Consider the following 15,679-nt stretch of genomic DNA (forward strand, 5'->3'; position numbering starts at 1 on the left):
AATTATGCTGTGCAGGAGGTTATGGAGCGCTCGGGTGCGGTGTCAAGGTGGACGACCTCGCGGACGGCGCACCTAGGATGACGTTCCGGACATCACGTTCCGGATATTCACGGAGGCACGCTGCCTCACGACGGCAGACGGTCTCACGAGCACACGCAGGCGCGGCGAACGGAAGGGGAGCACGATGACCAAGGCCCCCACCGTGGAGGACGTCGCCCGCGCGGCGGGCGTCTCCCGCCAGACCGTCTCCAACGTGCTGAACGCGCCGGACATCGTGCGCGCGCCCACCCGCGAACGCGTGGAGCTGGCGATCGCGGAGCTGGGCTACCGCCCGCACGCCGCCGCCCGCCGCCTGCGCACCCGGCGCAGCTCGACCATCGGCGTGCGGCTCGACCCTTACGCGGGCGGCATCTCCGGCGTGGTGCTCGACCGCTTCGTCCACGCCCTGACCGAGCGCGCCAGCGAGCGCGGCATGCGCATCCTGCTCTACGCCGCGCGCACGCCCGCAGAGGAGATCGAGCGCATCGGCGACCTCGTCGACGGCGGCGAGATCGACGCCGTCGTGCTGACCGGCACGTCCCACGAGGACACGCGCACCACCTGGCTCCACGGGCGCGGCGTCCCGTTCGTCTCGTTCGGCCGCCCCTGGCGGTCGGACGGCGACGGGTCCGGCGGCAGGGCCGGGTCTGGCGACGGGGCCGGTGACGGCGTCGGCCAGCATTCCTGGGCCGACGTCGACGGCGCCGCCGGCACCTACGCCGCCACCCGCCACCTGCTCGACCAGGCGGGCCCGAAGATCGCGTTCCTCGGCTGGCCCGAGGGGTCCGGCACCGGCGACGACCGCGCCCGCGGCTGGAGCGAGGCGATGGCCGACGCCGGGTCCGCCGGCCCCCGCTGGCACACCGAGGAGAGCGTCGGCCTGGCCCGTGAGCTGACCGGGGCGGCGCTCGCGGCCGACCCCGCCGTGGACGCCGTCGTCTGCGTCAGCGACTCCCTGGCGATCGGCGCGCACCTGGCGGCCACGGCGCTCGGCCGGCCGGACCTGCCCGTGGTCGGGTTCGACAACACCCCGGCCGCCGAGGCGCTGGGGATCAGCAGCGTGGAGCAGCTCCCGGAGCAGGTCGCGGCCGGGGTGCTGGACCTGCTGATGGGCCCCACGGGCGGCGTCGTCCTGAGGCGCGACCAGCGCGACTCCACGGAGGAGGCCGCATACGTCCTGGTCGAACCCCGCTTGGTGGTCCGCGGAACGCCAACCCCCTAACCGGGTCCCCGCCACCCCACCCCGCCTTCACCACCCAACCCGGTCGTTGAGTGCTGGCTATTTGCGCTTTTTCGGCCTCGAAAACCGCAAAAGGCCAGCACTCAACAACGGGGGTGGGTCAGGGGGAGGCCGTGGCCCAGGGCGTGCCGTCCGGGGTCGTCAGGCGCACGGAGACGACGCCGCGCACGGGGACGCCGAGCACACCGCCCGCCGAGCACGTGCCGGTCGTGACGACGCACGAGCCGAGGGAGATCTCGCGGGTGTCGTCGTCGGCGGGGCTGCCGCTGGTTCCGCCGGGGTTGCCGGTGCCGGGCGGCGTGCCGGCCTCCGAGGCCCTGCGGTCGAAGGTCGTGTGGCCCGGCTCCGTCGCATGGATGCCCCTGCCGTACGGGGTCGGGACGACGGCGTCCGGGTCGCCCGTGTTCTCTGTGCTCGCGACGACGGCGGTGACGTCGTAGCTGGCCGCCGGTCCGGCGTCGCGCACCACCACGTAGGCCCAGGAGGGATCGCCCTCGTAGAGGAAGACGGTGCCGACAGAGCCGTCCGCCGAGTCGCCTGCCGTGCCGTCCGTCGTGCCATCCGCTGAGCCGTCCGCGACCAGGTCGGCGGCGGTGAGGTAGCGGCCGTGCGCCGTGTCGAGCGTCGTTCGGTACGACGCCGCGAGCTCTCGGTCGGGCGCCGTCACGACCCACACGCTCGCGCCGCCCGCCACGAGCAGACCTGCGCCGAGCGCGGCGGCGAGGACGGCCCGCCGGGCGCCGTGCCGCCGGACGGTCGCGGGGCCGGGTGACGCAGGGCCGTGCGTCGCCGGCCCGGGTGCTGCCGGACCGGCTCCGGCGCCGGTCGGCGGGCCGTCCCAGGCGTCCGGCTCGATCGGAGCACCAGGTGCGCGGCTCGTCGGACCGGTGTCGGGCCGCGCCGGGTCGCCCGCGAGCCGGGCCAGCACGCGCCCCTCGAAGTCGGCGGGGGGCTCGCGCTCCGGCACCAGGAGCAGCAGCTCGTCGGCGGCGTCGGCCAGCGACGACAGCTCGTCGCGGCACCGGTCGCACGTCGCCAGGTGCGTCATGACGGCGGCCCGCGTCGCGCCGTCCGCGACACCGAGCGCCACCTCGGTGAGGGCATCGCGCAGCTCGGCGCAGCGGTCGCCGCTCCTGCCCGAGCCGCTCCCGCCTGGCCCGTTACCGCCTGGCCCGCCCCAGTCCGCCCCGTTCATGGCCGTTCCTCCTCCCGGCTGCTCGCCAGCTCGTCGCGCAGGTGCCGCAGCCCCAGCCGGATCCGCGTCTTGGCCGTCCCCAGCGGAACGCCGGTCCGCCGCGCGATCTCCGCCCCGCTGAGCCCGAAGACCGCCGCGAGCACCACCGCCGTCGCCTGCTCCCGCGGCACGTGCGCCAGCGCGGCGTCCACCGTGGTGCCGGTCGCCACCCGGTCCGCGAGCAGGTCGGGGTCGGCGACGGTCTCGGCCGTGATCCGCTCCGCCATGATCACGGGGTCGACGGGCACGTCGCGCCGCACCCGCAGCACGTCGATCGCGGCGTGCCGGGCGATCGCGAGCAACCACGTCGTCGCGCGGCCCCGCCGCGGGTCGAACCCGTCGGCGTGTCGCCACGCGCGGACGAAGGTCTCCTGCGCCACCTCCTCGGCGACCGCGGGGATGCCGACCACGAAGAGCGCCAGCCCGTAGACCCGTGCCTGGTGCCGGCGCACGAAGACGGCTGCCGCGTCCGGGTCGTCCGCGGCCATCCCGGCGAGGAGCGCCTCGTCCGATGCCGTCATGTCCCTTCCTACGTGCCGGGACCCGTCTCTGGATCTCACCCCGCCGGATCTCGTCGGCCGGATCTTCGGCTCGAACCTGTCGCGCTTCGGTGCCCGAGAGATCCGTCGGGCGCCCCGCCACGTAGGGACAGGTGACGGGCGTCGTCGGTGACACCCGGAACAAGGAGGTAACCATGTCCAGACTACGAGGAGCGTCCAGAAGCCGAGGGGCGCGGCTCGCCGCCGGGGCGGCGTTCAGCGTCCTGCTCCTGGCGGGTTGCGGCAGCGGCGGTGGCAGCGGGGGCGGCTACGGCGGGGGTGGCTCCGGGGACTCGGGCGACTCGGGTGGTGGCGGTGGTGGCGGGATGACCCTCGAGATCACGTCACCCAAGGACGGGGCCACGGTCGAGACGCCGTTCACCATCGACCTCTCCTCCAGCGAGGAGCTCGGCCCGACCGACACCGGCAAGGATCACGTGCACGTCTACTTCGACGGGAACGACCAGGAGTACATGGTGGTCGAGGGCGACAGCGTGGAGGTCACCGACCTGCCCGCGGGCGAGCACGAGATCGACGCGTCGCTGCGCAACGCTGACCACTCGGCGGCCGGGGTGGAGACCCAGATCAACGTGACCGTGGGGTCCGGCGGCAGCACGGGTGACAGCACGGGAGACGACGGTGACAGCTACTGAGCGGCACGACACGGGGCGCCGTGAGACCGGGCGCCATGGCACCGAGCGCCAGGAGACCGAGCGCCAGGAGACCGGGCAGCACGAGACCGGCACGGTCGAGCGCAACCGTCGTCCGGCACGCTGGTTCCATGCCGGCGTGTACGTGACCGTCATCGTGCTGCTGATCACCGGCTGGTGGCTGCTGCTCGGCAACGAGGGCAGCCCGAGCGTCATCGCTCGCGCCACGGGGGTGTCCGACACCGACGTGCACACGGTCACCGGCTGGGTCCTCGCCGGGCTCACGGTGCTGGCCGTCGTCGTCGGCGCGCGAGGCTGGCGCACCTTCTGGCGGGAGACCTTCCGGGTCGAGCACGGCGACGGCGCGTGGTTCCGGACCTGGCCCGCCGCGATCCTCACCGGGCGGTTCGGGCGGCACGAGGGCCGGTTCGACCCGGGGCAGCGCATCGCGAACCTGGTGCTCGTCGCGACGCTGCTCGCCCTGGTCGTGTCCGGGGTGGGGCTCGCGCTCGTCAGCGGGGGACCTGCGTTCGTCTGGTTCGCCGCGGTGCACCGGTGGTCGACGTATGTGGTGACCCCCGTCGTCGTCGGGCACGTGATCATCGCCTCCGGCATCCTGCCCGGCTACCGCGGCGTGTGGCGGGCGATGCACCTGGGCGGCAAGCTCCACGAGCGCGACGCCCAGCGGGTCTGGCCGGGCTGGACCGAACGCACCACGGGCGAGGCCCACGACCCCCGCCACCGCCGCTAGACCCCCCAACCCGACTGGTTGAGTGCTGGGCATTTGCGCTCCTGGCACGCGAAAGGGCGCAAATACCCAGCACTCAACGAGGCAGGGGGGGTGGGGGTCGGGTTATTCGACCAGCTTGCCCTGCGTCGAGACCTCCTGGGTTGCGATCAGGTTTGCGATCTCCTCGGGGACCTCCGGGATCTCCTCGCGGACGATGCCCGTCTTCGGGGACCAGACCAGGTTCACCTGGAGCGCCGGGTCGAGGTCCGGGTAGTCGCTCCGGTTGTGGCAGCCGCGGGTCTCGCGGCGCTCGCGGGCGGCCTCCAGCGTGGCGCGGGCCGCGATGAGCGACGCCTTGAGGTCGAAGGCGTGCGCGAGGTCCTGGAACCCGGCGATGTCGGGGTGCACGCCGATCTCCTGGGTGCGCGCCTCGATCTCGTCCAGCTCGCGCAGGCCCGCGGTCAGGCCCTCCTCGTCCCGGACGACGCCCGCGTGCTCGGTCATCGTGTTGCGGATCGCCCGCTGCAGGGCGCGCACGTTCTCGTGCCCGTCGGCGGTGAGCAGGTCGGCCACCTCGGCGCGGGCGAAGGCCTCGGCGTCGTGCGAGCGGCGCTGCGCCTCCAGACCGGCGGAGTAGGCCGCGGCGGCGCGGCCGACGATGCGGCCGAACACCAGCAGCTCGATCAGCGAGTTGCCGCCCAGGCGGTTGGCGCCGTGCAGGCCGCTGGACGCCTCGCCGATCGCGTACAGGCCGTCGACCTCGGTGCTGTGGTCCTCGGGACGCACCCACACGCCGCCCATGGAGTAGTGCGCGGTCGGCGCGATCTCGATCGGCTCGGCCGTGATGTCGAGCATCTGCAGCTCCAGCATCGTCTGGTAGACGCGCGGCAGGCGCGTCATGATCGTCTCGCGCGGCAGGTGCGAGACGTCGAGCCAGACGCCGCCCTTCTCGGTGCCGCGACCCTCCTTGATCTCGGTGTACGCCGCGAGCGCCACCCGGTCGCGGGTCGAGAGCTCCATGCGCTCGGGGTCGTAGTTCTGCATGAACCGCTCGCCCAGGGCGTTGCGCAGGATGCCGCCCTCGCCGCGCGCGGCCTCCGAGATCAGCGTGCCAGCAGCGTTCTCGGGCTCCAGGATGCCCGACGGGTGGAACTGGACCAGCTCCGGGTCGCGCAGGCGCGCTCCGGCCTCGACGGCGAGGCGGAACGAGTCGCCCGTGTTCTCGTCGCGGCGGGACGACGTGCGCCGCCAGATGCGGTTGTGCCCGCCCGCGGCGAGGATCACGGCGTCGGCGTGGATCAGGTACGGCGTGCCGTCGTTGAGGTCGAACCCGTAGGCGCCGAACACCGCGCCGTCGTGGGTCAGGATCCGGGTGACGTAGACCGAGTCCAGGATCGGGATGTCGAGCTGCGTCGCCCGGTTCACGAGGGACCGCTGGATCTCCAGGCCGGTGTAGTCGCCGGCGAACGCGGTGCGGCGGTAGGTGTGCGCGCCGAAGAACCGCTGGGAGATGCGCCCGTCGTCCTCCCGGGCGAAGGCCATGCCGTACCGCTCGAGGTCGGCGATGCCCTGCGCGGCACCCTGCGCGACGATCTCGGCCGTGTGCGGGTTGGCCAGGAAGTAGCTCTCCTTGATGGTGTCGGCGGCGTGCTGCTGCCAGCTGTCCTCCGCGTCCATGGTGCCGAGGGCGGCGTTGATCCCGCCGGCGGCGAGCGAGGTGTGGGCGTCCATCCGGGGCCGCTTGCCCAGGGCGAGGACGTCCACCCCCTGTTCGGCGAGCTCGATGGCGGCGCGCAGGCCGGAACCGCCCGTACCGATGACGAGCGCTGTCGTGGAGATGCGACGTTCGGTGGTGTTCATACTCCATCTGACAACGCACGAGCGGGGAACGTGACGCCTCGGGATGTGACAAGTCAGACGATGTGACATGTCAGACGCCGAGGCGTCAGAACCGGCGCTGTGGCCAGCGACGACGCCGCTACGGGGTCAGCAGTGGATCGCGGCGAGCTCCGTGAAGACCGCCCGGTTGAGCGTGAACGCGTGGTGCGTCTCGGCGAGGGTGGCGGCCACCTCGTCGTCGTCCAGGTCGAGCTCGTCGAGCGCCTCGCGGTAGGCGTCCTTGAACACCTTGACCTTGGGGATGTCGGGGAAGGTGTAGAAGGCCAGCCCCTCCTCGTCGAGGCCGTAGTGCTCCTTCATCATGCGCTTGACGATCTGCCCGCCGGACAGGTCGCCCAGGTACCGCGTGTAGGAGTGCGCGGCGTACTGCGGCAGGTTGCCGCCCACCGCGCGGACGTGCTCGGCGTACGCGCGGGTCGCGGGCAGGATCCGGATCTTGTCGCGCCAGTCCGGCCCGTACAGGAAGGCCAGGTCCCGCTCGATCGCGGGGACACGCGTGAGCTCCGTGAAGACGAGGCCGGCGCCCCGGTCGTCGCTCCCGAGGGCGGCGCTCGCCTCCTCCAGGGCCTCGTAGACCACCAGGAGCTGTGCGGTGAGGTCGGCGTGCGCGTCCCGGGTGAGCGCTCCCGACAGGAGCTCCTCGATGAACTGCTCCGAGTTGGCACCGGCATGGGCGTCACGGGTGCCCTGACGGAGCACTGCGGACAGGGGGACGGGGGCGATTTCCTCGACGGGCAGGCTCACGGGGTCTCCTCCGGTGCGGTGCTGACGTGCTGGCAGACGTGCTGACAATGTGTCATCACCATCCGATCATAGCAACAGAAGTAAGGCAAGCCTCACCTTATTCGCCCGGGACCTTCGGGGGGCTGGGCGCCCGTCATCAAGGGGTGTGTCAGAGGCACGGGATAGCGTCGTGTGATGCCTGGTCACGCCTCCGTCCCACGCCCGTCCGCCCTGCCCGAGCCGGTGTTCGTCGAGGTCGACGTCGGTGTCGCCGGTGACGGCGCCGGCGAGGGCGAGGGAGCCCGCGAGCGCATCGCCACCTACGTGCTGGAGCCGGCCGGCGGGCCCTCGGCCGGCGACGTCGTGCTCTGCCACGGCACGCCGTGGTCCGCACAGGTCTGGGCTCCAGTGGCGCGTGCACTGAGCCAGGGCTTGCCCGGGCGGGGGTATCGCGTCTTCCTGTGGGACATGCCCGGATACGGCGCCCCATCCAAGGGGGCTGGGGTCGCCGTGGACCTCGTGGCCCAGCGCAGGCGGCTGGCCGCGCTCCTGCGGCACTGGGGGCTGGGCCGCCCGCACCTGGTTGCGCACGACATCGGGGGAGCCGTCGCCCTCGGCGCCCACCTCCTGGAGGGTGCGGACCTGGCGAGCCTGTTCCTGCTCGACATCGTGACGCTGGACCCCTGGGGCTCGGAGTTCTTCCGGCTCGTGGCGCGCAACGAGTCCGTCTTCGCGGCGGTTCCCGGGCCGCTGCACGGCGCCCTGGTGCGGGAGTACATCGCCGGCGCGGCCAACCATGCGCTCGCTCCTGAGCAGGTCGAGACGCTCGCCGAGCCGTGGCTCGACGACGTCGGGCAGGCCGCCTTCTACCGCCAGATCGCGCAGCTCTCGCCCGCGCACACCGCGCCCGTCGTCCGTCGGCTCGGCGAGGTGCGCTGCCCGGTCCGCGTCGGCTGGGCCGAGGACGACCCGTGGATCCCGTTCGAACAGGCCGGCCGCCTGCGCGAGCTGCTGCCCGGCGATCCCGAGGTGGTCGCGTTCCCCGGTCGCGGTCACCTCGTGCCGCTGGAGGACGACGTCGCGGTGGGTCACGCCGTGCGGGCCTGGCTCGACGCCGTCGACGCCGGGTGAGGTGGCTCGGCCGTGTCGGTGGAGCCCGGCCGCCGGTGAGGCGAGCGCCGAATCGTGTGGCGTCGCCGGCGCCGTCGGGCATAGCGTGTGCGGTGGTGAGCGTGAGGCGTGACGAACCTCGGCCCGGCCTGCCGGGCGAGCGACCACCCGCGCGTGCGGCGCACCGACGAGAGGCCGGGGCTTCCCGGCAAAGGAGTGGTGGCACCGCGACCTAGCCCCCGCCCGCTCCTCCAGGGCCTGCGCTCTCTGGAGGAATGATGAGACCACCTTTGCCGTCCCCTGCGCCGTCCCCGAGCACCTTCCCGACGACGCCGGCCCTGGCTGGGTCCACAGGGGTTCCCGCCCGCACCCTCGCCCGCGACCTGCCGAGCGTTCCGCCGGGGTCCGTCGTGCGGCTGCAGGGCTGGGTGCACCGTCGTCGTGAGCTCGCGACCGTGACGTTCCTGGTGCTGCGCGACCGCACCGGACTCGCCCAGGTCGTGGTGCGTACCGGTGCCTGGCAGGAAGGCGTCCGGCCGGACGGCGTCGGGCCGACGGCGCCGGCCGTGCCGCCCGAGGAGACCACCGTGGAGGTGACCGGCACGGTCACCGCGAACCCGCAGGCGCCCGGCGGCGTGGAGGTCACCGGGCTGGGCGGTGCGGGCCTGGTGATCACGCCGCTCACGGACGCCGCCGAGACCCCGCCGGTCGAGCTGTGGCGGCCGGCCCTGAGCGCCGCCCTGCCCACGCTGCTCGACCACGCCGCCGTCGCCTGGCGGCACCCCGCGCAGAAGGCGCGCTGGGAGGTCGCGGCGGCGAGCCTGCGCGGGTTCCGCGCGACGCTGGACGCGGCGGGCTTCACCGAGGTCTGCACGCCCAAGCTGGTCGGCACGGCCACGGAGTCCGGGGCGAACGTGTTCCCCGTCGACTACTTCGGGCGGCCCGCCTACCTCGCGCAGTCGCCGCAGTTCTACAAGCAGCAGATGGTCGGCGTCTTCGAGCGGGTCTACGAGGTGGGGCCGGTGTTCCGGGCCGAGCCGCACGACACCGTGCGGCACCTCGCGGAGTACCGCTCGCTCGACGTCGAGCTCGGGTTCGTGCGCGACCACCGCGACGTGCTGGCCGTGCTGCGCGACGTGCTCGCCGGGATGGCGGACGCCGTCCGCACGTCGGGGGCCGCCGAGCGGCTGGGCGTCGAGGTACCGCGGATCCCGGCCGAGTTCCCCGTGCTGCACTTCGCCGACGCCCTGGAGCTCGTCGGGGCGCCGTCGGACGAACCCGACCTGGCGCCCGAGCACGAGCGCGCGCTGGGGGAGTGGGCGCGGGCAGAGCACGGGTCGGACTTCGTCGCGGTCGAGGGCTACCCGATGGCCAAGCGGCCTTTCTACACGCACCCGGAGCCGACCCGTGAGGGGGCTGGGGACCCACGGTGGAGCAACAGCTTCGACCTGCTGTTCCGCGGGCTGGAGCTGGTCACGGGCGGGCAGCGCCTGCACCGGTACACCGACTACGTCGCGGCGATCGAGGCCCGGGGCGAGGACCCGGCGTCGTACGCGTCCTACCTGGAGGCGTTCCGGCACGGGATGCCGCCCCACGGCGGGTTCGCGATCGGGCTGGAGCGGTGGGTGGCGCGCCTCGTGGGGGCGGCCAACATCCGCGAGGTGACGCCGTTCCCGCGGGACCTGCACCGGCTGACGCCCTAGTCGTCGCACCTGGCACCCGGGCGGGATGCTCCGCCCGGGTGTCAGTGGCCACCGCTACTTTGTGCGCGTGCTGCTGAAGGCGGCACGATCCAGGGGCGAGCTCTGCCCCGATGGCCGACGACGACGTGATGGGGCGAGATGCTGCAGGAGCTGATGGACCGGGTGCGGGGCGGCGACGAGACGGCGCGAGGCGTGGCGGATGCGCTCGCGCCGCTGTCGCTGGTCGGCACCGGTCTGTACGAGGACGCGGTGGGCTACGTGCTGGAGGGCACGACGCCGGAGGTCCTGACCCAGGTGGCGTCCGCCGCCACGGACGACGTCGACCGGCTGCTCGACCAGCCGGGCCGCACCACCTACTGGTCGAGCTGGGTCTCGCCCGACCTGGTCAAGAAGGTCGCCGCCCAGCACAAGAGCTGGACCACGGAGAAGGGTGTCAACGGCCGCCGCCGCGTCTACGCGGTCGGCGCCATGGCGCAGGTGGTCCGCCTCGCCCGGCTGCTGGCGCAGGCCTGCGAGACCGTCGAGATCCCGGCCGTGCCCGAATGGCTCTCGCTCCTGGTGCACGACATCGGCCACATCGGCACGCCCAAGCGCAACCGCCCCGGCAACGGGGACCAGGCCACGCGCACCCGCTGGACGCCCGCGATGTTCGAGGAGGCCGCGGTCGAGGGCGGCGTCCCGGCCGACGCCGCCTCGCGCACCGTGCTCGTGGCGATCGTGCACCGCTCCTCGAAGGGCCGCTCCTGGTACTCCGACGCCCGCGAGGGGATCATGAAGTCCGTCGCGTTCGGCGAGTTCGTGGGCGAGCACGCCGCGCTCCTGGCCGACGTCGTCCCCGGGCTGACCGCCGCGAGCAAGGAGGAGGTGCTCGGCCAGATCGGCAGGCGCATCTCGACCCAGGAGGTCCCGAGCGACGAGTTCGCGCGGATCGTCGCGGGCCTCGCCGCCGACCCCGCCAAGGGCGTGCGCGCCGCCGCGCTGCAGCACCTCGCGACCCTGCCCGACGACCGGCAGGTGGAGCTGCTCGCACCCTTCCTGACCACGGCGAAGTCGGGCGCCCTCGGTGAGGCCGTGACACGGCTGGCCGCCCTGGACGGTGGCCTCGCCGCGTGCGAGGCGGCGCTCGCCACGCTGCGCGACGAGAACGGAAAGGTCGCGGCCGGGCAGGGCGCGCGAGTCAAGCTGCTGGAGCAGACCGTCGAGCGCGCCCGCGCGCTCGAGACGCCCGCGCAGGACGCCGCCATCGACCTCCCGGACTGGGAGCCGCTGCCCGACCCCGTGCTCGACGACGCGTGGGTCAAGCAGCTCCGCACCGACGTCGAGCAGGCGACCGCCCGGGCCCGGACCAACCTCGACGAGGCCCGGAAGAGTGCGAAGGCCGGCCACAACGAGTGGGTGCTCAAGTCCGCCCAGAACAACCTCAAGCAGCTCGAGAAGATCACCGCCAAGGACGTCGAGGCCCTCCCGCGCGTGCTCACGGCGAATGCTCCGGCCCGGCAGCTCCGCAGCTCGCCCCTGGTCACCTGGCTCACGGACCGCCGCCACGAGGCGTTCGCCGACCAGAGCCTGATGTTCCACGTGCGCCTGCGGGCGCTGGTCCACGGCGGCCGCAGCGACGGCAACAACCTGCTGTGGAACCTGCGCGGGCACCTCGACGAGGTCACCGACCTGCGCCAGCTCCACGACGGCCTGGAGCGCGCCGGGATCCCGGACGTCGAGCGGCTCGTCACCGATCTCGTGCTGAACCGCTGGTGGGGGCACGAGGAGATCCCGGCGTCGGTCGCCTGGCCCTGGTTTGCCGAGCGCCCCGAGATCCTGGAACGCAGCCTGCGGACCGGGGACGGCGGCGAGCGCACCGGCAGGGCGCTCGCGATGCTTCGCGAGTTCCCAGCCCTGCCGCCCATGCTGCTGCCCAAGCTCACGGCGCTCGCGCTCGGTGCGGGCAAGACCCACCGGGTCACGGCACAGCAGGTCCTGGAGGCGCACACCGGGGCGCGGTCCCTGGCCGAGCAGGCGCTCGCGGACAGCAAGGGCGAGGTGCGGGCGTCGGCCGCGGTGTGGCTCGCCCGCATCGGTGACCCTGCCGCGGTGCCCGCGCTGCGCGCCGCCCTGAAGAAGGAGCGCCGTGAGGCGGCGCGGGCCGCGCTGCTCTCGGCCCTGGAGACGCTCGGCGACGACATCTCGGCCGACCTCGCGCCGGAGATCCTGCAGGCCGAGGCCGGCAAGGGCCTCAAGGCGAAGATCCCGGCGAGCCTCGACTGGTTCCCGTTCGAGCAGCTCCCGGAGGTGCGGTGGGCGGGTGCTGGTGCCGGGGCTGCCGGCGAGCCCGGCGGCGTCGTGCCGCGGGACGTCGTGCGCTGGTGGGTCGTCCTTGCCTCCAAGCTCAAGGCGCCCAGCGGCGAGGGCCTGATCGCCCGGTACGTCAGCCTGCTGGACCCGGCCTCGCGGGCCGCGCTCGGCTCGTTCGTGCTGCGCGCCTGGGTCGCCCAGGACACCCGCAACCCGTCCGTGGAGCACTCCCGTGAGTACGCCGACCAGCACGCGCAGTCCCGCTGGGACAACCTGCAGTCCGCGATCAAGCGCTACCCCGAGTACTACGCGGACCAGGCGGGGCAGACCGTCGAGGACTTCTGGAAGCGGCTCTACCGGGAGGACCAGGCCACCTACCTCGGGTCGGCCACGCAGGACAAGGGTCTGCTCGCGCTGACCGTCGGGATGCCCGGGGCCGGGCTCGCGACGACCGCCCAGCACTACTTCGCCGCCCACAAGGGCCGCCGCGCCCAGGCCGAGTACCTGGTGCGCGCGCTCGCCGCCAACGGCGACCGGGCCGCGGTGCAGCAGCTCCTCGCGGTGTCGCGCCGGTTCAAGCAGCGCACCGTCCAGGAGGCGGCCGGGGCGCTCGCCCAGGACATCGCCGACCGCAACGGCTGGGACGGCGACCAGCTCGCCGACCGCACGGTGCAGACCGCCGGGTTCGACGACGACGGCATCCTGCGCCTCGACCTCGCCGGGCCCTCGGGCGCAGACGGTGGCACCGACGGCGGCGAGGCGCGCGTGGTCACCGGGCGCATCACCGAGGCGTTCACGCTCGAGCTGCGCAACCCCGCGGGCAAGGTGGTCAAGGCCCTGCCGGCCAAGCGCGCGTCCGACGACGACGAGGTGTACGCCGAGGCGAAGCGGCAGCTCAAGGAGTCGCGGGCCGAGCTCAAGGCCGTCGTCGCGCTGCAGACCCAGCGCTTCGCCGAGGCCATGGTCACCGGCCGCACGTGGAGCGCCGCCGACTGGCGCGAGTTCGTGCTGGGTCACCCGCTGATGTCCCGCCTGGCCGCGCGCCTGGTGTGGGCGGCGGAGCTGCCGGGCGCGGCCGACTCCGGCTCGACGGGGACCGTGACGTTCCGGCCGGGCGACGGCGGCGCGCTGATCGGCGTCGACGACGAGGACGTCACCCTCCCGGACGACGCCCGCGTGTCGCTGGTGCACGCCGCCACCCTCGGGGACGACGACGAGACCGGCGCGCCGGCCTGGCGCAGCCACCTCGGCGACTACGAGATCACGCCGCTGTTCGACCAGGGCCTCGGCGCCGAGGCGGATGCCGCCGGCGCGCTGCCCGACCTGCCGGGCACCGCCACCATGATCGACACCCGCAAGGGCTGGCTCAGCGACTCGTTCACGATCCGCGGCCGGGCCACCAAGCTCGGGTACTCGCGGTCGCAGGCCGAGGACGCCGGGTGGTTCTCCGCCTACCGCAAGGAGTACCCGACGCTCGACCTCACGGTCGAGATCGAGTTCACCGGCGCGTTCCTGCCGGAGGAGAACATTACCGCGGCCGTCCAGGGGCTGGTGTTCCGCCGCACGGGGACGTGGGACGACCGGGGCCGGCTCAAGCTCGAGGACGTGCCCAAGGTGCTGCTCGCGGTGTCCTACCGGGACTACGTGACCGTGGCCGAGGGCGGGGCCTTCGACGCGGACTGGGAGAAGAAGAGCCAGTACTGACCAGCCCTGACCAGTTCTGAGTGCTGTGCTGCGCGGGTCGAGGTGCCCGCGCAGCACACGCGTGTCCGGCGTCGGCCGCGCTCGGGACACTTAGCCCTTGCGCTTAGTGTTCGCCCGCGTTAACTTAGCCGTATGGCTCAGCATTCGGTGCTCGACGGTACGTTCCAGGCGCTCGCCGACCCGACCCGGCGCGCGGTGCTGGGCCGGCTCGGCGCGGGTCCGGCCAGCGTCGGCGAGCTCGCGGCGCCGTTCGACATGGCGCTGCCGTCGTTCATGAAGCACATCCGCTATCTCGAGAGCACGGGGTGGATCAGGTCGCAGAAGGTCGGCCGGGTGCGCACCTGCACGCTGGAGCGGGAGGCGTTCGACGCCGTCGAGAGCTGGCTCGGCGAACAGCGGAGCATCTGGGAGGGGCGCACGGACCGGCTCGAACAGTTCGTCACCGCGGCACAGTCCGGCGCCGACGACCACACCGAAGACCCCAACCCCGACAACAAGGACGTTCTCTCATGACCACGCCGCACGGGGCCTCACCGGACGGCCGGTCCGGCCGGTCCGACCTCGACCTGACGGTCTCCCGCGTCATCGCTGCCCCGCGGTCGTCGGTCTGGAACGCCTGGGCCGACCCGGCGAGCTTCGAGCAGTGGTGGGTCCCGGCGCCGCAGATCTGCCGCGTGCGGGAGATGGACCTGCGCCCGGGCGGTTCCTTCCGCACGGAGCTGAGCGAGGACGGCGTCGAGTTCGGCCCGCACATCACGGGCTGCTTCCTCGCCGTCGACGACCTCGAGCGGATCGTGTTCACCGACGCGCTCGTGGCCGGCTGGCGTCCCTCGACGCAACCGTTCGTGACCGCGGTGATCACCCTGCGGGACCACCCGGACGGCACGGAGTACAGCGCGACCGCGATGCACCGCGACGTCGCCGACCGCGACCGGCACGAGCAGCTCGGTTTCCACGACGGCTGGGGCACGGTCACCCGGCAGCTCGCCGAGCTGGTGGAGGCGAGGGCATGAGGCTGGTCCTGATGCAGTTCGTGAGCCTCGACGGCGTCTCACAGGGGCCCGGGTCGCCGGAGGAGGACACCAGCGACGGGTTCACCAGGGGCGGGTGGCTCGTGCCCCACGTGGACGAGGTGTTCGTCCGCCGGACGGTCGAGTGGCTCGGCGAGGCCCACGGGCTCCTGCTCGGCCGACGCACCTACGACGCCTTCGCGCGGGACTGGCCGCAGATCACCGATCCGGCCGACCCGTTCACCGCGCTCATGAACGGCCTGCCCAAGTACGTCGCCTCGCAGACGCTCGCCGAGGGCACCTGGCACCCGACCACCGTGCTCTCGGGCGATGTCCCGGCCCGGGTCGCCGCGCTCAAGCGGCAACCGGGTCGTGAGCTCCAGATCCACGGGAGCGCGCGGCTCGCGCAGTCGCTGCTCGCCGCCGGACTGATCGACGAGCTCCGCCTCGTGGTCGCGCCGGTCGTCGTCGGGAGCGGCAGGCGTCTCTTCCCGGACGGCGGCGCGCCGGCGGGGCTGAGGCTCGTCAGCAGCGAGTCGACACCGAGCGGGTTGGTGATCCAGGTCTACGCCTGGGCCGGCGAGCCGGCTGTCGCGACGTATGCCGGGGTCTCGGACATCGTCTGAGCGGGCGTCCCCCGCGGTGCTGGCGGGGACGGCAGGTGCGGCCACCAGAGCCTGCGCAGGCGTGTCAGTGGCTCCCGCTACCTTGATCGCACGCTGACCGCAGCGGCCCTGACCAGGGCCGTCGCGGCATTACTCGCACGCCATCATTCGCGTCATCACTCGCACGTCATCACTCGTAACGCA

General features: G+C 73.3%; 13 protein-coding genes. 9 read left to right on the top strand and 4 right to left on the bottom strand.

Annotated features, from left to right (window positions below; translation table 11 throughout):
• Positions 1 to 184: 184 nt before the first annotated feature.
• The gene (locus ACFWEJ_RS01315) at positions 185 to 1,261 is read left to right on the top strand and encodes a LacI family DNA-binding transcriptional regulator (protein WP_377227393.1); all 1,077 of its coding nucleotides are present in this window, start codon (positions 185 to 187) and stop codon (positions 1,259 to 1,261) included.
• Between the two features lie 118 nt (positions 1,262 to 1,379).
• Here ACFWEJ_RS01315 and ACFWEJ_RS01320 read toward each other — a convergent pair whose 3' ends face one another.
• Complete coding sequence (locus ACFWEJ_RS01320; RefSeq protein ID WP_377227394.1) at positions 1,380 to 2,474, bottom strand: zf-HC2 domain-containing protein; 1,095 nt, start codon at positions 2,472 to 2,474, stop codon at positions 1,380 to 1,382.
• Positions 2,471 to 3,034, bottom strand: a complete 564-nt coding sequence (locus tag ACFWEJ_RS01325; RefSeq protein WP_377227395.1) for an RNA polymerase sigma factor — start codon at positions 3,032 to 3,034, stop codon at positions 2,471 to 2,473. Before ACFWEJ_RS01325 ends, ACFWEJ_RS01320 begins: the two co-directional genes overlap by 4 nt.
• Positions 3,035 to 3,207: 173 nt before the next feature.
• On the opposite strand from ACFWEJ_RS01325, the gene ACFWEJ_RS01330 reads away from it, so the two are divergent.
• Complete coding sequence (locus ACFWEJ_RS01330; RefSeq protein WP_377227396.1) at positions 3,208 to 3,705, top strand: hypothetical protein; 498 nt, start codon at positions 3,208 to 3,210, stop codon at positions 3,703 to 3,705.
• Positions 3,692 to 4,453: a cytochrome b/b6 domain-containing protein gene (locus ACFWEJ_RS01335; protein WP_377227397.1), complete on the top strand. Its 762-nt coding sequence runs from the start codon at positions 3,692 to 3,694 to the stop codon at positions 4,451 to 4,453. The genes ACFWEJ_RS01330 and ACFWEJ_RS01335 overlap by 14 nt, the downstream gene beginning before the upstream one ends.
• 102 nt (positions 4,454 to 4,555) lie before the next feature.
• Here the strand turns inward: ACFWEJ_RS01335 and ACFWEJ_RS01340 are convergent, their stop codons facing one another.
• Both ACFWEJ_RS01340 and ACFWEJ_RS01345 read right to left on the bottom strand, forming a co-directional pair.
• Positions 4,556 to 6,292 carry an L-aspartate oxidase gene (locus tag ACFWEJ_RS01340; RefSeq protein ID WP_377227398.1) on the bottom strand — a complete coding sequence of 579 codons (1,737 nt, stop codon included), beginning with the start codon at positions 6,290 to 6,292 and terminating at the stop codon, positions 4,556 to 4,558.
• A 126-nt stretch (positions 6,293 to 6,418) separates the two neighbouring features.
• Positions 6,419 to 7,075, bottom strand: a complete 657-nt coding sequence (locus ACFWEJ_RS01345) for a heme oxygenase (biliverdin-producing) (protein ID WP_377227399.1) — start codon at positions 7,073 to 7,075, stop codon at positions 6,419 to 6,421.
• 174 nt (positions 7,076 to 7,249) lie between these two features.
• Here ACFWEJ_RS01345 and ACFWEJ_RS01350 point away from each other — a divergent pair, with 174 nt between their 5' ends.
• The 6 genes from ACFWEJ_RS01350 to ACFWEJ_RS01375 all read left to right on the top strand — a co-directional run bounded on the left by ACFWEJ_RS01350 (position 7,250) and on the right by ACFWEJ_RS01375 (position 15,496).
• Positions 7,250 to 8,185 (top strand): alpha/beta fold hydrolase, encoded by a 936-nt coding sequence (locus ACFWEJ_RS01350; RefSeq protein WP_377227400.1) that lies wholly within the window; start codon positions 7,250 to 7,252, stop codon positions 8,183 to 8,185.
• Positions 8,186 to 8,442: 257 nt separating this feature from the next.
• Entirely contained in the window at positions 8,443 to 9,867 is a 1,425-nt protein-coding gene (aspS, locus tag ACFWEJ_RS01355) for an aspartate--tRNA(Asn) ligase (RefSeq protein ID WP_377227401.1), read from the top strand.
• A 138-nt stretch (positions 9,868 to 10,005) separates the two neighbouring features.
• Complete coding sequence (locus ACFWEJ_RS01360; protein ID WP_377227402.1) at positions 10,006 to 13,860, top strand: DUF4132 domain-containing protein; 3,855 nt, start codon at positions 10,006 to 10,008, stop codon at positions 13,858 to 13,860.
• A gap of 132 nt (positions 13,861 to 13,992) precedes the next feature.
• Positions 13,993 to 14,373, top strand: coding sequence for an ArsR/SmtB family transcription factor (locus ACFWEJ_RS01365; RefSeq protein ID WP_377227403.1), 381 nt, complete (start codon positions 13,993 to 13,995; stop codon positions 14,371 to 14,373).
• Positions 14,370 to 14,873 carry an SRPBCC family protein gene (locus tag ACFWEJ_RS01370; protein WP_377227404.1) on the top strand — a complete coding sequence of 168 codons (504 nt, stop codon included), beginning with the start codon at positions 14,370 to 14,372 and terminating at the stop codon, positions 14,871 to 14,873. The genes ACFWEJ_RS01365 and ACFWEJ_RS01370 overlap by 4 nt, the downstream gene beginning before the upstream one ends.
• Positions 14,870 to 15,496, top strand: a complete 627-nt coding sequence (locus ACFWEJ_RS01375; protein WP_377227405.1) for a dihydrofolate reductase family protein — start codon at positions 14,870 to 14,872, stop codon at positions 15,494 to 15,496. The genes ACFWEJ_RS01370 and ACFWEJ_RS01375 overlap by 4 nt, the downstream gene beginning before the upstream one ends.
• Positions 15,497 to 15,679 lie beyond the last annotated feature (183 nt).

Source organism: Promicromonospora sp. NPDC060204 (genome assembly GCF_042728455.1).
Classification (GTDB): Bacteria; Actinomycetota; Actinomycetes; order Actinomycetales; family Cellulomonadaceae; genus Promicromonospora.